The following is a 16,872-nucleotide window of genomic DNA, read 5'->3' as shown; positions in this document are numbered from 1 at the left end:
CCGGCCGGCTGCATCACCGGCGCGAGCGCCAGGCCGATCGTCGGGTCGCCGGAGCGGGCCGCGGCGAGTTCCCACAGCAGGCTGATCTTTTCGGTCGCGTAGCGCGTGTCGGGATTGTCGAGCGCCGCAAGATCGAGTTGCGCTTCGTCGAACAAAGCATGCACATCCAGGCCGACGCTCTTCAGGCGTCCGGCGATGCCCCTGACCCAGGCTGCGGAAGTCGTTCGTCCACTCATTGATTGCGGTCCCCTCGCTCATCGACCATGCTTTGTCGTGATGCAAGTTATACCGTGGATCAACTCGGCGGGCAATCCGCCGCCCCGGTCAGGGCAAAAAAAAACCGCCGGGGACACAGGCGGTTAAAGGAAGGGTGCTGCCTTGTTATTCGATACGGGTCCGCAATTCGCTCATGCGGCCTTCTTTTCGTCGCGCAATTCGCGCCGCAGGATCTTGCCGACGTTGGTCTTCGGCAGGGTCTCGCGGAATTCGATGTATTTCGGCTTCTTGTAGGCGGTGAGCTGCGTCTTGCAGTAGCTCATCAACTGCTCTTCCGTCAGGGACGGGTCCTGGCGCACGACGAATACCTTGACGGCCTCGCCGGAGTTCTTGTCCGGTACGCCGATGCAGGCGCATTCCAGCACGCCGGGGTGCGATGCGATCACGCCTTCGACTTCATTCGGATAAACATTGAAACCGGAGACGAGGATCATGTCTTTCTTGCGGTCGACGATCCTGACGTAGCCACGCTGGTCCATGATGCCGACGTCGCCCGACTTGAAGAAGCCCTCCGGCGTCATCACTTTGGCCGTCTCGTCCGGGCGGTTCCAGTAGCCGGCCATGACCTGCGGGCCGCGGATGGCGATCTCGCCGGCTTCGCCGAGCGGCGCCGGCTGGCCGTCGTCGTTCAGGATGGCGATTTCGGTGGAGGGAATCGGCAGGCCGATGGTGCCGCTGTATTCGGTGGCGTCGACCGGATTGCAGGAGGCGACCGGCGAGGTTTCGGACAGGCCGTAGCCTTCGAGGATGGCGCAGCCGGTGACCTTGCGCCATTTGTCGTTGACGGCCTTCTGCACCGCCATGCCGCCGCCGATGCAGACCTTGAGTGCGGAGAAGTCGAGCTTGTCGAAGCCCGGCGTGTTCAGCAGGCCGTTGTACAAGGTGTTCACGCCGGGGAAGATGTTGATCTTGTACTTGGCGAGCTCCTTGACGAAGCCGGCCATGTCGCGCGGGTTCGGGATCAGGATGTTCATCGCGCCGGCGCGCGCGCCGAACAGGCAGCAGGCGGTCAATGCCAGCACGTGGTACAGGGGCAGCGCGCAGACCACGGTTTGCGCTTCGTCGGGCGGCAGGTTTTTCAGCGCGGGCTGCGACCAGGCTTCGTTCTGCAGCACGTTGGCGATCACGTTGCGATGCGTGAGCACCGCGCCCTTGGAAACGCCAGTGGTGCCGCCGGTGTATTGCAGGAAGGCGATATCGTCATGGTTCAGCTTGACGCGCCTGAGGCGCTTGCGGGCGCTTTCGGCCAGCACGCGCTTGAAGGACACGGCTTGCGGCAGCGAATAGGCCGGCACCATCTTCTTGACCTTGCGCACCACGAAGTTGACCAGCGCGCCCTTGAAGCCGCCCAGCAGATCGCCCATGCTGGCCACGATCACGTGCCTGAGACGCGTTTTGGCCAGCACCTGTTCCAGCGTGGTAGCGAAGTTTTCGAGGATGATGATGGCCTTCGCGCCGGAATCGTTCAACTGGTGTTCCAGTTCGCGCGGCGTGTACAGCGGATTGACGTTGACCACGGTAAAGCCGGCGCGCAGGACGGCGGCGATCGCGACCGGATATTGCAGCACGTTCGGCATCATCAGGGCCACGCGATCGCCCTTCTTCAAGCCCTTGCCTTGCAGCCAGGCACCGATCTGCCGCGAGAGGCGATCCACCTCGGCATAGGTCATGACCTTTCCCATGCAGGCGTAGGCATTGCGCTGGGCGTACTTGTCGAATGCCTCTTCCAGCAGGTGGGTCAGCGATGCATACCGGTTGGTGTCGATCTCGGCCGGCACGCCTTGGGGATAGGACTTAAGCCAAATCTTTTCCATGCTTTGTCTCGGTTCTCTCGTGGTCTTGGATCGGGGGATGCGGCCAGACAGTGGCCTTATTTTGCTCACATGCTATGGCCGGGGCCATGCACTGACAAGCGGTCAGCGCAAGCTTGTCTCGGGAAGTCACACAATTGGCCGTCATGATCAAACCTGGCGCCCGCCGGCCACGCCGGTCGTCGCCGCAAGGCAATCAGGCACCTCAAAAATGGCGATTGCGTTGTTATTAGTCGTCCGTATAATAATTCCATGGCGCGCCCTTCCCAAAACATTGACCAGCGGCTGTTGCAGGCCGGCGTCGAACTGCTGCCCCGCACCGGCTGCCGCGGCCTGTCCGCGCGCAGGCTGGCCGAACACGCGGGCGTCAACCTGGGCATGTTCCATTACCACTTCCGCACCAAGGACAATTTCATCCGCACGCTGCTGCAGCAGATCTACGAGCAGATGTTTTCGCTGCTGGTGCTTCGCGCGCACGAGGGCGAATCGGCGTTGCAGAACCTGCGCAATGCCTTGCTGGTGCTGGCGCACTTTGGCCGGACGCACCGGCAACTGCTGGTGCGCATCGCGGCGGATGCGCTGGCGGGCGAGCAGGTCGCGGTCGATTTCCTGCAAGCCAACCTGCCGCGCCATCTCGGCGTCATTTCCAGCCTGATCGTCGAGGCGCAGCGTGAAGGCGACCTGGCGAAGGCGCCGGTGGCGCAGGTATTCGCCTTTCTCGCCGGCGCGGTAATGGCGCCGGTGCTGCTGGGCGCGGCGCTGGCGGACAACAGCGCCTTGCCGCCGGCGGCGGGCGGCATGCTGGAGCGCGAGGTGTTATCGAAAAAGGCGGTCGAGCAGCGCGTCGAATTCGCGTTGCGCGGCTTGTCCGTTGTCGACCGGAGAATGGCATGAAGATATGGTGGCTCACGATCGCGGCACTGCTGGCGGGCTGCGCGGAAAAGACCGGCGATTACTTTCCCGGTTACGCCGAGGCGGAATACGTGCGGCTGGCGACACCGATTGCCGGCACGCTCAGCAAGCTGTACGTGAGCCGCGGCGACAAGGTGACGCAGAACGCGCCGGCCTTCGTGCTGGAGCAGGAAAGCGAACGCGCCGCCCGCGCCGAAGCAGCCTCGCGCGTGCAGCGCGCGCAGGCGCAACTGGCCAATCTGCAGAAAGGCCGGCGCCCGGATGAAATCGCCGCGCTGCAGGCGCAACTGTCGCAAGCCGATGCATCGCTGCAGCTATCGGCCAGCAATTTTGCGCGGCGCAAGCAACTGGTTGCGGAGAAGTTCATCGCCCCGGCCAACCTGGACGAAGCGCGTGCCGCCGTCGAACGCGACCAGGGCCGGGTCAAGGAGTTGCGTGCGCAATTGCGCGTGGCCAAGCTCGGTGCGCGCAGCGACGAGATCGACGCCGCGCAACAGGAATTGAAGGCGGCCGAAGCGCAGCTGGCGCAGGCCGATTGGCGGCTGGAGCAAAAGTCGCAGCGCATCCCGGTCGCCGGCGACGTGAACGATGTGCTGTACCGCGAGGGCGAATTCGTGCAGGCCGGCAGTCCGGTGGTCAGCCTGCTGCCGCCGCAGAATATCAAGGTGCGTTTCTTCATTCCCGAAACGCGGCTCGGCGCGATCCGCCTCGGGCAGGACGTGATCCTGCAATGCGACGGCTGCAAGTCGTCCGTCGCGGCGAAGATCAGCTACATATCGGCCGCGCCGGAGTACACCGCGCCGCTCATCTACAGCAAGGAAAACCGCGCGACGCTGGTGTTCATGATCGAGGCGCGCCCCGCTCCCGGGCAGGCGCAGGCGCTGCATCCCGGTCAGCCGGTGGAAGTGCATTTTTCTGGTGCGAAGGCGCAGTGATGGATGCGGAAGCGATCATCGATGTGCGCGGCCTGACCAAGCGTTACGATGAGCGCGTGGTGGTCGACCATGTCGACATGCAGGTCGCGCGCGGCCGCATCTACGGTTTTCTGGGTCCGAACGGCAGCGGCAAGACCACCACCATCCGCATGCTGTGCGGCCTGCTGACGCCGGACGACGGCAGCGGCACCTGCCTCGGCTTCGACATCCGCAAGGAGTCGCGCAAGATCCGCCGCCATGTGGGCTACATGACGCAGCGCTTCGGCCTGTATGAAGACCTGAGCATCGAGGAGAACCTCGACTTCGTCGCGCGCGTGTATGAAGTGCCGCAGCGCGCGCGCAAGGTGAAGGACACACTGGAACAGCTCGGGCTCGCAAGCCGCCGCACACAACTCGCAGGCGCCTTGTCGGGCGGCTGGAAGCAGCGCCTCGCGCTGGCCGCCTGCCTGCTGCACGAACCGCAACTGCTGCTGCTGGACGAGCCGACCGCCGGCGTCGATCCGAAGGCGCGGCGCGAATTCTGGGACCATCTGCATCAGCTCGCGTCGGAGGGACTGACGGTGCTGGTCTCGACGCATTACATGGACGAAGCCGAGCGCTGCCATCAGCTCGCGTACATCGCGTACGGGCACCTGCTGGCGCAGGGCACATCGAAAGAGCTGATTGCCGGTGCGCGGCTGACCACCTATTCTGCCGCGGGCGAGGGGCTGGCGGAACTGGCGCGGTCCCTGCGCACGCATCCCGGCATCAATGTCGCTTCCTTCGGCACCACGCTGCACATCAGCGCGACCTCGCAGGACGAACTCGATGCGGCGCTGGCGCCCTACCGCGGCGACCATCTGCACATCACGCCGGTCGAGACCAGCCTGGAAGATGTGTTCATCGCCTTGATGCAGCAATCCACGGACAACTACGAAGCATGAACTGGTCGCGCCTGCTCGCCATCCTCATCAAGGAGTTCCGCCAGATCCGGCGCGACCGGCTGACGTTCGCCATGATGGTGGTGGTGCCGATCATGCAGCTGATCCTGTTCGGCTACGCGATCAATACCGATCCCAAGCATTTGCCGATGGCGGTGGTGCAGGCCGATCAAAGCGAGTTCGCGCGCACGCTGGTCGCCAGCCTGGAAAACTCCGCCTATTTCCGCGTCACCGCGCGGCCGCGCAGCGAAGCGGAAGGCAACGAACTGCTGGACGAAGGACGCGTGCAATTCCTGCTGGTCATTCCGCCGAACTTCGGCCGGCAGTTGCTGCGCGGCGAGCGGCCGGTCGTGCTGCTGGCGGCCGACGCAACCGATCCGGCGGCAGCGGGCAATGCACTGTCGTCATTGAGCGCGATCAGCCGCCAGGTGGTGGCGCGCGACCTCACCGGCGAGTTGCGCACGCTGCAAGCGAGCGATGCCGCTTTCGAAATCCGCCCGCAGCGGCGCTATAACCCGGAAGGCGTGTCGCGCTACAACATCGTGCCGGGCCTGATCGGCGTGATCCTGACGATGACCATGGTGATGATGACCGCACTCGCGATGACGCGCGAACGCGAGCGCGGCACCATGGAAAACCTGCTCGCCACGCCGGTGCGTCCGCTGGAAGTGATGGTCGGAAAAATCGCGCCTTACATCCTGATCGGCTATGTGCAGACGGCGGTGATCCTGGTCGCCGCGCGGCTGCTGTTCGATGTGCCGATGGTCGGCAGCCTCGTGCTGCTGTCGGCCGCGCTGGTGGTGTTTGTGGCGGCCAATCTCGCGGTCGGCTTCACCTTCTCGACGATTGCGCGCAACCAGTTGCAGGCCATGCAATTGACCTTCTTCTTTTTCCTGCCGTCGATGCTGCTGTCGGGCTTCATGTTCCCGTTTCGCGGCATGCCGGGCTGGGCGCAAGTGCTCGGCCAGGCCTTGCCGCTCACGCATTTCCTGCGCGTCGTGCGCGGCATCATGCTCAAGGGGAATGGCTGGGTGGAGGTGCTGCCGAATGTGTGGCCGATTGCACTGTTCATGCTGATCGCAGGACTGGTTGCGCTGAAGCGCTATCGGCAGACGCTGGATTGACGCCGTTCAGTGCAGGCGCGGATAGCCGGTGATCTTCTGAATCTCCTTGTACAGCGGCTGCAGCCGCGCATACATCTGCTGGTACACGCGCCGGTACAACTCGTCGTAAATCTTCTGGTGATGCGGCTGCGGCTCGAACACGCGGCCGATGCGCGTCATCGCATGGATCGCCGTGTTGAAATCGCTGTGCAGCCCGAGTCCGACCGCCGCATCGATGGCCGCGCCGAGGCCCGATGTTTCATACACATGCGGACGCGCGGTCGGCAGGCCGAATATGTCGGCGGTCAACTGCATCGCCGCGTCGCTTTGCGAGCCGCCGCCGGAGACGCGCAGTGAAGTGATCGGCACGCCGCTGCGCGTTTCGATGCGCTCCTTGCCCTCGCGCAGCGCATAGGCCAGCCCTTCCAGGATCGCCCGGTAGAAATGCGCGCGGGTGTGCACGTCGCCGAAGCCGATCACCGCCCCCTTCGCTTCCGGCCCCGGCACCTTGATGCCGGGCGTCCAGTACGGCTGCAGCATCAATCCCATGGAGCCGGGCGGCACCGCATTGACCAGTTCGTCGAACAGCGCTTCCGGCGCAATGCCCTGCTCCGTAGCCCGATCCTTCTCGTGATGGCCGAACTGTTCCTTGAACCAGTTGACCATCCAGTAGCCGCGAAAGATCTGCACTTCGGTGCTGTAGGCATCCGGCACGGCGGCCGGATAGGGCGGGATGAAAGGCGTGACTTCGATGTACTTCCTGCTGGTGGTATTGATGGTCGCGGTGGTGCCGTAGCTGAGGCATCCGATGTGCTGCTCCAGGCATCCGGCGCCGATCACTTCGCAGGCCTTGTCGGCGGCGGCGGCCAGCAGCGGCGTGCCGGGCGGAATGCCGGTGGCTTCAGCGGCAGCGGCGGTGATCCTGCCCATCAGCGTGCCGGGCGGAACAAGCTCCGGCAGCATGCGGCGCTCGATCGGCAGCGCCTGCCATTTCCAGTCGCGCCTGCCGGCCCATTGCAGGCCCTTGTAGTCGAAGGGCACGTAGCCGACCTGCGAACCGATCGAATCGATGAACTCGCCGCACAGGCGGTAATTCAGGTAGCCCGACAGCAGCAGGTACTTGTCGGTCTTGTCCCAGATCTCCGGCTGGTGCGCCTTGATCCAGTTGGCTTCGGCTTCGCCGAGAAAGAAGTTGATCGTGTCCTCGACGCGCGCCAGCTTGAACGCGGCACGCCACAGCGGCCCGAGTGTCGGCACCTGAGTAGTGCGGCGCTGGTCGAGCCAGAGGATGGCGGGACGCAAGGGGCGGCCGAATTTGTCGAGGTTGATGACGGTGCCGCGCTGCGTGGTAACGGCCACGCCCTTGATCGCGCTCTTGTCGACATCGTTCTGCGCCCACAGGCGCGCGCAAGCCGTGCACAGCGCCTGCCAGTAGCCTTCCGGCTCATGCTCGGCCCAGCCGGGCTGCACGGAGAAATAGGCGTCGAGGTGCACCTGCGACTTGGCGACGATATGGCCCTGCAGATCGAACAGGATGGCGCGCACGCTTTGCGTGCCGTTGTCGATCGCCAGGATGTACTCGTTGGACATGCGTGTCTCCGACTTTGTTTTTTATGCGGCTTTCTGCGCCGCCTGCCCGCCCTGCGCCGGCGGCACGCTGTAATGCTTCTGCCACAGCGCAATATACGCCGCCTGTTCGCTCGCCCAGCGCATATCGTCCCAGCCGAGTTCCGGCTGGCAGATGGCACGTATCCTGGGCAGCATGGCGATGCCGCCGTCGCGCAGCAGCAGGCCGAGCCGGGTGCGCCGCAGCATCAGGTCTTCCAGGTGCAGTACGGCTTCGCGGCGCGCGGCCCAGCGCAGTTCCGCATAAAGCGTGTCGGTGCCGGCGATGGTTTCCAACTCGCCCTCCTGCGCCGCGGCCAGCAGCATACGCGCGAAGCTGCCGTAGCGCCCGACCAGTCGCCGCGCTTGATGCGAGGACAGGCGCCGATCATAGGGCAAGGGCGGCACCGGCGGAAATACCGGACGTGCCCGCAGGCGCACATGCCAGCCGCGCAGCAGCGGCGCGGCGTGCTTCAATGCGTCGAGCGCGATCAGGCGGAAGGTGGTGAGCTTGCCGCCGGTGACGGTGAGCAGGCCATCTTCCAGCCATACCGCATGATCGCGTCCTTCCTTCGAGGGATCGGCCTTGCCGCTGTCGATCACCGGACGCACGCCGGCAAAGGTGGAAATGATGTCTTCGCGCGTGATGCCGAGCTGCGGAAACTGGAAGTCGATAGCCGCCATCAGGTAGGCGACTTCGGCCGGCGTGATCGCCGCTTCCATGCGCATGTCCTCGCGATGATCGACGTCGGTGGTGCCGACCAGGGTCACGCCTTCCCACGGAAACGCGAACACCGGGCGACCGTCCTGCGGATGCATCAGGCTGATCGCCTGCGCCACCGGCAGGCGCCACGCCGGAAATACCAGGTGACTGCCGCGCAGCGGGCGCAGCCTGGCGCCGCCGTGCGCCTGCTGCCGCAATGCATCGGCCCAGGCGCCGGTGGCGCTGATGACAAGCTTGGCTTCGACCGCCTGACACCGGCCGCTCACGGCGTCCTGCAATTCCACCCCGCATACCCGGCCGTCGCGGCGCAATACCTGGCGCGCGGCCATGTAATTGATCGCCTCGCCGCCCGCCGTCAGCGCCTCCTGCAGCACGCGCAGCACCAGGCGCGCGTCATCGGTCTTGGCATCGGTGTAGCACAGGCCGCCCTTAAGCCCGGCGGTCGCGATATGCGGCGCCATGAGTGCGAATTCATCGGGGGCGTAATAATGCCGCGCGTGCCGAGCGCCCTGCCCGGCCATCAGGTCGTACAGCGCAAGGCCGAGCGAGAACGCCCAGCGTCCCGGCTTGCGTCCCTGGTAATCGGCAAAAGCGAAACTCTGCGGCTCGACCAGGCCGGCCGCTTCATTCAGCAATCGTTCCCGCTCATGCACAGAATCGCGCGTCAGCAGGAGCTTGCCTTCCTTCAGATAGCGCAACCCGCCGTGCACCAGCTTGGAGGAGCGGCTCGATGTGCCCCAGGCGAAATCGCGCTGCTCGACCAGCAGCGCACGCAGGCCATTGCGTGCCGCTTCCAGCAGGATGCCGGCCCCGGTGATGCCGCCGCCGATGATCACGATGTCCCATTTGCGGTCGCTGAGCGAGGCGCTCGTGCGTTCGCGCCAGTTGGTCTGCCACATGCAATTTCCTTTCAGGACGCCGGCAGCAGTTTGCCGGGATTCATCATGCCGCTCGGATCGAAATGCCGGCACAGCTCGCGCATCGCGCTCAGGCCCAATGCGCCCTTCTCCGCGTGCAGGTAGGGCGCGTGATCGACGCCCACGCCGTGCTGATGGCTGATGGTGCCGCCGTTGGCGACGATCGCCTCGCAGACCGCGCCCTTCAGCGCCTGCCAGCGCTCCAGGTCGCCTTCGTAACTGCCAGCCAGCCGGTAGGCGAAGGTGGTGTACACGCTCGCGCCCTGCGCATACATGTGCGACAAGTGCGTGTAAGTGTGCACGCGCTCGCCGAAGGCGGCAAACGCATTGCGCGCGGCCTGTTCGACCGATTGCATCATGCCGCCCACGCGCGGCCAGTCGACCGCGGTCTCGACGGTATCGACCGCATAGCCGCGCTGCCACAAGGCGTTGCGCAGGTAGACGTTGCGAAAACGGTTCTGCTTCCACTTGTTGCCGATGGCGGAACCCGCATGCACGCCGTGATGGCGGCTTGCGCTGCGCAGCGCCTGCTTGAGCGCGTGTGTCACCGTCGCGCGATCGCCGCTGGCGCCGAGCAGCAGCATGCACTTCTGATCGGCGCAGCCGCGCAGGCGCAGATAGCTTTCCAGCAGCCCGATCATGGTCCGGTGGCCCGCCATGGTGAGCGTGGTGAGCGTCTCGACCGGATTGGACAGGCGCAGCATCGACAGCGGCAGCTTCGCCTGCGCGATGCTGCGCACCGCGGCTTCGGCCTGCGCCCAGTTCGGGAGGAACACGGCGTGAAAGGCTTCGCGCTGCGGGATGGGCGAGATGCGCACCGTCGCCTCGGTCAGGATGCCGATGCGGCCTTCCGAACCGAGCACGATCTCGCGCAGATCGGTGCCGGCGGCCGAAGCCGGAAATGCGGGAATGGTGAGCGTGCCGCTCGGCGTTTCCACCTTGCCGCCGGCGAACAACTGCTCGATGCGGCCGTAGCGCAGCGATTGCTGCCCGGACGAACGCGTCACGACCCAGCCGCCGAGCGTCGAGTAGTCGAAGGACTGCGGAAAATGGCCGAGCGTGTAGCCATGCGCGCGCAATTGCGCTTCCAGGTCCGGCCCCGCAACGCCGGCGCCGAAGGTCGCCAGTTGCGCCTGCGGGTCGAAGTCGATCAAGCGCGACAAGCGCGACAGGTCGATGCTGAGCACCGGCGCATCGTCGTCCGGCGCGGTCAGGTGGCCGACCACGCTGGTGCCGCCGCCGTAGGGAATCACGACCGCGTTGCTGCGTCGCGCGTGTTCGAGCATCTCGCGCACCTGTTCGCTGCTTTCCGGAAACGCGACGCCGTCCGGCACGCGGCCGATCTTGCCGTAGCGCAGCTTCAGCCAGTCCGGCAGACTCTGGCCGAGCGCATGGCGCAAGCGCACTTCCGGGGTGCAGTCGATCTGGCGATGCGGCGCCAGCCTGCTCGCAGGCACGGACTGGCACGCCTGCGCCAGCGTCGCATCGACCGGCGGCTTGCCCTCGCCCACGCGTGCGTGGAGGAATGCCAGCATCTCTTCATTCAATGCGAAGTCGATCGACTCGTCGCCCCAACCGTTCCAGCGTCTCACCGTGCTTATCCTTATTGATGGCTTGTTATACTGCTTGTTGCCAAAATCTTATCCACCCCAGCAACCCGTGTATTGCGCATTCATGACAGCCCACTTGTTTGATCATGCCAAGACCGCCCTCCCCCGCTAGCCGCTCCGGCGGCCGCGTGGCCGGCCCCTACCTGCAACCGCTGATGGAAGCGGCGGCGGCGCGCGGCGTGCACGTGCGTGAACTGGAGCAAGCTGCCGGCCTCGCGCCGGATGCGCTCTCGCCCTTGCCGGAATCCTTGGCGGCCACGGATTACGTGCGCCTGCTCGATGTCGGCGCGCAGCTGGCCAGGGATCCGCACTTCGGACTGCATGTGGGCGAACGCGTCAAGCTCGGCACCTACAATGTGTATGGCCTGATCCTGCTCAGCTGCCGCGATTTCGGCCAGGCGTTTCAGCAAACCCAGCGCTTCGAGGGACTGGCGCATGACCTCGGCCGTTCCACGCTGAACGTGGACAAGGGCGTCGCGGAATACCGCTGGGACAGCTTGTTTCCGCAGGCAACACGGCATCTGGCCGAGAGCGTGTTCACCGGCATCCGCGTCTTCGGCAGCTGGCTTGCCGGCCAGGCGCTGCCGCCGGTGGAGGTTTCGTTCGCCCATCAGGCGCCGCGGGATGACAGCGAATACCGGCGCATCTTCGGCACCGACGTCCGCTTCGATGCGCCCGCGCATACCGCGCGCTTCGACGCCGCCTTGCTGAGCTGGCCGGTGCCGAATGCCGACGTCAGCCTGTACCCGGTGTTGCAGCAGCACGCGGAACGGCTGCTGAAGGAGAAGTTGCGTGCAGAGCGCGAAGGCGGCATCGTTGCGCAAGTGCGCGCCGCCATCGTGAAGAATCTGGAACAGGACCGCGTGCGCCTGCCGCTGATCGCGCAGGAAATGTGCATCACGCCGCGCACCCTGCAACGCAAGCTGAGCGATGCCGGCCTCAGCTTCCAGCAATTGCTCGATCAGACCCGGCATGAGCTGGCACTCGATTACCTGAAGCAGAAAAAACTGAGCATCGCGGAAATCGCCTTTCTGCTCGGCTACCAGGAGCAAAGTTCCTTCACGCATGCCTTCAAGGATTGGACGGGCATGAACCCGGGCGCCTATCGAGAACGCAACCGCGACTGAGCGGGCGCTGCGCATGCCATCGGAGCTTCGAACGGATCAAGCGATTGCCTGTCCCACGGTGATCGACCACACTTGTCTTCCCATGAACCTCGCCATCTGTCTCGCCGTCAGGGAAAAGCGCGTGCTGGAATTGCGCTACCACGGCTATTCCCGCATCGTCGAGCCGCACATCTACGGTGAAGACAGGCATGGCGATGAAGTCGTGCGCTGCTACCAGATCGCCGGCGGCAGCGAGAGCGGCGAGCGCGCCGGCTGGAAGTTGCTGAAGATCAAGGATGCGCTGGTGGTGCTGGTGGCGGAAACGCGTTTCGAGCCGCGTGCGGAATTCCGGCGCGAGGACAAGGTGGTCAGGAAGCTGTTCTGCGAGGTATGAAGATCTTCATTCCACCACGCCCAGCTTGCCGCTGTGGCTTCCCATGTACCACAGCCGGCCTTTCGCATCGACGATCATCTTGCGTATTCCTTCGTTGTCGCTCGGCAGCGCAAACACGCGAAATTTTTCGGTGGCGGGATCGAACAGCGTGACGGTATCGGTACCGATCTCGTTGGCCCAGACCTTGCCCGCACCGTCCACGGTGACCGCATACGGCCGGCCGGATTCGCCTGCGGGCATGTCATAGGTCTTGATCACTTTCGCGCTTTGCGCATCGATGTGCGTGAGCTTGCCGTCGCCATAGCGCACCACCCACAGGGTATTGTCCGATGCGGCGGCGATGCGGCGCGGCAGCGAACCCTTGCCAAGGTCGAGCTCGCTGACGCGGCCGGTAGCGGCATCGATGCGCCCGACGCGCTGCCCGCTGGCCTGGCAGAACCAGACATTGCCTTGCCGATCCATCGCGAGACCATACGGACCGTCGCGCGTGCCGTACTCGGTCATCTTCCCGCTGCGGCGATCGAAGCGCGTCACCTTGTCGGCGGACTGGTTGGTAAACCAGAGCGCATCACGGCCATCGAAAATAATGGTATGCGGGCTGCCGCCGGAGGGCGTCTTGTGCGCGATCATCGACGCCGGCTGGCCGTTCCGGAAAGGGATTTCGAGCAGCGTGCCGTTGCCATTGCCGGTCATCCAGACCGTGCCCTTTTCATCGATCACGAGGCCATGCGGCCGCGTGCCTTCGGGCAAATTCCATTCCTCGAACTTTTGCGTGGCAGGATCGAAGCGCGCGAGCTTGTTGCCCTGCATGACGGCAATGTAAATCCTGCCGTCGGGCGCGGGCGCCGGATCGCGCGCAAATTTCGGCGTGGGGACCGGCCATTCGGTGATCTTGCCAACGGGTTGGGAAATGCCGGGCGTGATGGTGTAATTGGAACCACCGGCGAGCGCCAGTGGCGACAGCAGAATGAGCAGCGACAGAATGGTTCGCATGATGCGCTCCTTTCCAGGAACGCCTATTGTGGCGCATGCGATCAAGGCTTGCACGCTGCCGCCGCAAATGCGCGGCGGGCAGCTTGCTCAGGCGAGACGCTTGCGTCCGAACGGCAACTGTTTCATGGCCTGGAGCAGCCAGTCGAGCGATGCCGGCAGGTAGACGCGGCACGGCGAGTAGTCGAAGACGCGCGGCAAGTCGACGCGAATGCGTGATTCTCCGACAGCCTCGGCCAGCACCAGCCCGTCATTCGGCACGGTATAGGTTTCGCCGGGCCGCAGGAATACGTCGCTGGCATGCTGATAAGCGGTAATCCATGCAATGCCGGACACGCAATGGATACGCCGGCCCGCTGCTTCGACCAGGCGCAGGGGATGGATCTCGCGCAGTTCGCATTCGACCTGGCTCCTGGATGCTGCCACTATCGTCGGTTTCATCGCTGCTCTCCTTTCTTTGGATATGAAGCAACAGCGTACGGGGATGCAAGCGAAGGCAACAGGTGCAGCAAATCGAAATTGTGACCATCACAGCATGAGTGGCCTTAAACTGTTATGGTCGAAAAAGCATGCCGCTGTATCTTTGTCCCTTGCCGCCTTCACCCCAGAATCAAAGCATGACCGCCCAAATCAACCTCTACGAGCGCCTGGCCGATGAACTCGGCGCGCTGATCGCCAGCAGGGTGTTCGCACCCGGCGACCGGCTGCCGTCGATCCGCCACCTGTCGCAGCAAAAGCGCCTGTCGATCAGCACGGTGATGCAGGCACTGCGCCTGCTGGAGGATCGCGGCCTGATCGATGCGCGGCCGCAGGCGGGATTTTATGTGCGTCACCGTGCGCGCAATCTGGCCGGCGTGCACGAATCGCATTGCACGACACAGCCGACCTATGTCGGCATCAACAATCTCTTGATGCGCGTGCTGCGCGCCAACAAGACGCCGGGCGCGCTGCAGCTCGGCCTGTCCTGGCCGCCGGATGAACTGCTGCCGGTCAAGCGCATGCAGCAGATCATGGCGTCAGTGGCGCGCCGCTCTCCGCAACTGCTCACGCAGGACGGCTGCTTCGACACCAATGAACCGAACTTCGTCCGCCAGGTGATCCGGCGCGCGGTCGACTGGGGACGCATCGATCCGCAGGAAATCGTCGCGACCAATTCCTGCACCGAGGCGATGAGCCTGGGCCTGCGCGCAGTCGCCAAGCCGGGCGACACGGTGGCGATCGAATCGCCGACCTACTTCGTGTTGCTGCAGTTGATCGAAAGCCTGGGCATGAAGGCGCTGGAAATCCCGACCGATCCGAAGACCGGATTGTCGATCGATGCGCTGGAACTGGCGATGCGCGAGGGCCTGGTACAGGCCTGCCTGCTGGTGCCGAACGCGAACAATCCGCTTGGCAGCATCATGCCGGAGGAAAGCAAGAAGCGGCTCGCGGGCTTGCTGACGCAGTACGGCATTCCCCTCGTTGAAGACGATGTGTATGGCGACCTGTGCTTCACTACCGAGCGGCCGTGGCCGGTCAAGGCCTACGACACCAGCGGTCACGTTCTGCTGTGTTCATCGTTTTCGAAGATCATCAGCCCTACCGTGCGCGCCGGCTATATCGTGGCCGGACGCTATACGCAGCAGGTGGCCTTCCTGAAGAATGTCTCGAGCGGCGGCACCAGCGTCTTCATCCAGGCCGTGCTCGCGGATTACATCGGCAGCAGCAGCTACGACAAGCAGGTGCGCCGCAGCCGGCGCATCATGGTACAGCGCATCGCGCGCATGTCGGACGCGGTGTCCGAATTCTTCCCGGCGGAGTGTTCGGTGTCCGCGCCGCAGGGAGGTTTCGTGTTGTGGATACAGTTGCCGGAAGAAGCCGATGCGCTGGCGCTCCACGAGCAGGCCATCGCGCACCGCATCGCGTTCATGCCCGGACCGCTGTTCTCGGCCTCGGGCAAGTTCGGCAATTACATCCGGATCAATTGCGGCAATGCGTGGAATGCGGAAGTGGAAAATGCGGTGCGTACGCTGGGCACGCTGGTGAATCGCTCGCTGGATCTGGCGCCCGCGCGCCCGCCGCAAGCGGTACTGATGAGGGCCTCGTAGTACGTCTTGATTGGCGCGTCTTAATCCGCCGTGGTCCGGCTGCCGATATTCGCTTGATCGCGGCCGCCTTGTTGCGTTGCCTCGGCATGTTGCACGTCGAGCAGCCATCGCCCTCCACGCGCCAGCAGCGTCATCGACGCGCCATCCTGCTCGCTGCGCTCCATCCGGTAAAACACGCCGCTGATCACCAGGGCCAGACCGATCACCAGCAGCAACATGCTCGCTGTGGTCCGCAGGCGTTGCCGGCGACGGGCACGGGCGAGCTCCAGCTGATGCAGGCGCCGGTCATAGGCCAGCCGCCGACTCGGCGAAGCCAGCACCAGATAGGCTTCGCGCAATTGCTGCAGGCGCACCCGCTTCTTCTTCTGCGAAACGGGTGACGATGGGTCGTCAATCTGCTCGTTGACGCCGTAGCGGTAGCTGTACTCGATATCGATGGACCTCGCATTGCGATCGATACCCAGCACATCGTAATAGGTTCTCATTGCAACAGTGTTCACGCGCTTGGGAGGACGCACTTTATCCAAACCGCATGTCTGCAACAATCCCGTGGATATGGGAGTCGATGCGGCCCGATACTGATACTTATTGCGAGCGGCCGAGTTCCAGCGTCCAGTACTGCTTGTAGGTCGACGCTTCATTGCGCACGCAGGCCGCACCGACCTCGCTGAAACTGCCATTCATGATGTTGTCGCAATGCGCAGGGCTTTGTAACCAATTGTCAATCACCTGCTCAATACTGGCCTGGCCGGCCGCGATGTTTTCACCGACCGTCGTCCAGTTGTAACCGCTTGCGGTAATGCGCTCGCTGAAGATGCGGCCATCCTGGCTCTCATGCGAGAAGTAATTCTTCGTTGCCATGTCGGTCGCGTGAGCGGCCGCGGCTTCAAACAGTTTGCCGTTCCAGCCCAGGGGTCCGACTGCCTTGGCGAAGGTGTGGCCGCACATGCGGTTGCCGGCACGTGCCTGATTGAGGCGATCGAGCACTTCTTGCTGGAAGTGGGCGAGGCCGCAGGTCTTGTCCGCCGGTGTCTGGGCACTCGGTGAAGGTGCAGGCACTGCAGTCGTCGATGGCGCCTCGGACGAGGTGCTGACGGGAACCGGCACCTTGCCATCGCCTCCGCATGCAGCGAGCACGACGGGCACGGACATCAACAGGGCGGAAGTGAGGCGATTCAAGTTGGGCTCCTGCAAGCGGAATGAAAGACCGTCGATCGCAGTGCAAGCGGACTGGCTGCAAAGAAAGCGCGACCGACCACTCGATATTGCGGAGCGTAAAGCGCCTGACCGTGCAGGAAGCGGGTTAGTTCCTCGAAGAATGTATTTTCGGATGGGAATAAGAATACGGCGGCGCAACAAAGCGTGTCATGCATGCATCAAGCTTGTCATCACGCCCGGCTAAATGCTTTATTATTGGCATGCCCTCGTGGTGAGTTTGACGAATATCAACGCGGGTGCCGACTCCGCTTGACCGATAGATGC

At 64.1% G+C, this 16,872-nt stretch carries 16 protein-coding genes; 7 read left to right on the top strand and 9 right to left on the bottom strand.

Features of this window, described 5'->3' with window-relative positions; translation table 11 throughout:
• Together VJ651_RS13970 and VJ651_RS13965 are read right to left on the bottom strand one after the other, a co-directional pair.
• A partial coding sequence (locus VJ651_RS13970; protein ID WP_324108036.1) for an AraC family transcriptional regulator ligand-binding domain-containing protein occupies window positions 1–236 on the bottom strand: 236 nt, incomplete at its 3' end.
• Between the two features lie 171 nt (window positions 237–407).
• Window positions 408–2,090 (bottom strand): long-chain-fatty-acid--CoA ligase, encoded by a 1,683-nt coding sequence (locus VJ651_RS13965; protein WP_324108035.1) that lies wholly within the window; start codon window positions 2,088–2,090, stop codon window positions 408–410.
• 249 nt (window positions 2,091–2,339) lie between these two features.
• On the opposite strand from VJ651_RS13965, the gene VJ651_RS13960 reads away from it, so the two are divergent.
• The 4 genes from VJ651_RS13960 to VJ651_RS13945 are packed head-to-tail and all read left to right on the top strand — an operon-like array spanning window position 2,340 to window position 5,978.
• On the top strand, window positions 2,340–2,981 hold the full coding sequence (locus tag VJ651_RS13960) for a TetR/AcrR family transcriptional regulator (RefSeq protein ID WP_324108034.1): 642 nt from the start codon (window positions 2,340–2,342) through the stop codon (window positions 2,979–2,981).
• Complete coding sequence (locus VJ651_RS13955; RefSeq protein ID WP_324108033.1) at window positions 2,978–3,934, top strand: HlyD family secretion protein; 957 nt, start codon at window positions 2,978–2,980, stop codon at window positions 3,932–3,934. The genes VJ651_RS13960 and VJ651_RS13955 overlap by 4 nt, the downstream gene beginning before the upstream one ends.
• Window positions 3,934–4,857 carry an ABC transporter ATP-binding protein gene (locus VJ651_RS13950; protein WP_324108032.1) on the top strand — a complete coding sequence of 308 codons (924 nt, stop codon included), beginning with the start codon at window positions 3,934–3,936 and terminating at the stop codon, window positions 4,855–4,857. Before VJ651_RS13955 ends, VJ651_RS13950 begins: the two co-directional genes overlap by 1 nt.
• Complete coding sequence (locus VJ651_RS13945) at window positions 4,854–5,978, top strand: ABC transporter permease (RefSeq protein ID WP_324108031.1); 1,125 nt, start codon at window positions 4,854–4,856, stop codon at window positions 5,976–5,978. Before VJ651_RS13950 ends, VJ651_RS13945 begins: the two co-directional genes overlap by 4 nt.
• Before the next feature lie 6 nt (window positions 5,979–5,984).
• Here VJ651_RS13945 and VJ651_RS13940 read toward each other — a convergent pair whose 3' ends face one another.
• The 3 genes from VJ651_RS13940 to VJ651_RS13930 are packed head-to-tail and all read right to left on the bottom strand — an operon-like array spanning window position 5,985 to window position 10,795.
• Window positions 5,985–7,547, bottom strand: a complete 1,563-nt coding sequence (locus tag VJ651_RS13940) for an FGGY-family carbohydrate kinase (RefSeq protein WP_324108030.1) — start codon at window positions 7,545–7,547, stop codon at window positions 5,985–5,987.
• Window positions 7,548–7,568: 21 nt separating this feature from the next.
• On the bottom strand, window positions 7,569–9,185 hold the full coding sequence (locus VJ651_RS13935) for a glycerol-3-phosphate dehydrogenase/oxidase (protein ID WP_324108029.1): 1,617 nt from the start codon (window positions 9,183–9,185) through the stop codon (window positions 7,569–7,571).
• 11 nt (window positions 9,186–9,196) lie between these two features.
• The gene (locus tag VJ651_RS13930; RefSeq protein WP_324108028.1) at window positions 9,197–10,795 is read right to left on the bottom strand and encodes an FAD-binding oxidoreductase; all 1,599 of its coding nucleotides are present in this window, start codon (window positions 10,793–10,795) and stop codon (window positions 9,197–9,199) included.
• 104 nt (window positions 10,796–10,899) lie between these two features.
• On the opposite strand from VJ651_RS13930, the gene VJ651_RS13925 reads away from it, so the two are divergent.
• Complete coding sequence (locus VJ651_RS13925; protein WP_324108027.1) at window positions 10,900–11,940, top strand: AraC family transcriptional regulator; 1,041 nt, start codon at window positions 10,900–10,902, stop codon at window positions 11,938–11,940.
• Between the two features lie 13 nt (window positions 11,941–11,953).
• On the top strand, window positions 11,954–12,313 hold the full coding sequence (locus VJ651_RS13920; RefSeq protein WP_324108026.1) for a hypothetical protein: 360 nt from the start codon (window positions 11,954–11,956) through the stop codon (window positions 12,311–12,313).
• Between the two features lie 6 nt (window positions 12,314–12,319).
• Here VJ651_RS13920 and VJ651_RS13915 read toward each other — a convergent pair whose 3' ends face one another.
• Window positions 12,320–13,306: a virginiamycin B lyase family protein gene (locus VJ651_RS13915; RefSeq protein ID WP_324108025.1), complete on the bottom strand. Its 987-nt coding sequence runs from the start codon at window positions 13,304–13,306 to the stop codon at window positions 12,320–12,322.
• An 87-nt stretch (window positions 13,307–13,393) separates the two neighbouring features.
• Window positions 13,394–13,744 carry a DUF2917 domain-containing protein gene (locus tag VJ651_RS13910; protein WP_324108024.1) on the bottom strand — a complete coding sequence of 117 codons (351 nt, stop codon included), beginning with the start codon at window positions 13,742–13,744 and terminating at the stop codon, window positions 13,394–13,396.
• 176 nt (window positions 13,745–13,920) lie between these two features.
• Between VJ651_RS13910 and VJ651_RS13905 the strand changes: the two genes are divergently transcribed.
• On the top strand, window positions 13,921–15,390 hold the full coding sequence (locus tag VJ651_RS13905; protein WP_324108023.1) for a PLP-dependent aminotransferase family protein: 1,470 nt from the start codon (window positions 13,921–13,923) through the stop codon (window positions 15,388–15,390).
• Window positions 15,391–15,410: 20 nt separating this feature from the next.
• On the opposite strand, the gene VJ651_RS13900 is transcribed toward VJ651_RS13905, so the two are convergent.
• Together VJ651_RS13900 and VJ651_RS13895 are read right to left on the bottom strand one after the other, a co-directional pair.
• Window positions 15,411–15,875, bottom strand: coding sequence for a DnaJ domain-containing protein (locus VJ651_RS13900; RefSeq protein WP_324108022.1), 465 nt, complete (start codon window positions 15,873–15,875; stop codon window positions 15,411–15,413).
• 100 nt (window positions 15,876–15,975) lie between these two features.
• On the bottom strand, window positions 15,976–16,569 hold the full coding sequence (locus VJ651_RS13895; RefSeq protein WP_324108021.1) for a CAP domain-containing protein: 594 nt from the start codon (window positions 16,567–16,569) through the stop codon (window positions 15,976–15,978).
• Between the last annotated feature and the right edge of the window lie 303 nt (window positions 16,570–16,872).

This window comes from Noviherbaspirillum sp. (assembly GCF_035254865.1).
Taxonomy (GTDB): Bacteria; Pseudomonadota; Gammaproteobacteria; order Burkholderiales; family Burkholderiaceae_D; genus Noviherbaspirillum.
Note: the sequence above shows the minus strand (reverse complement) of the source record. Positions and strands in the feature narration are given on the sequence as shown.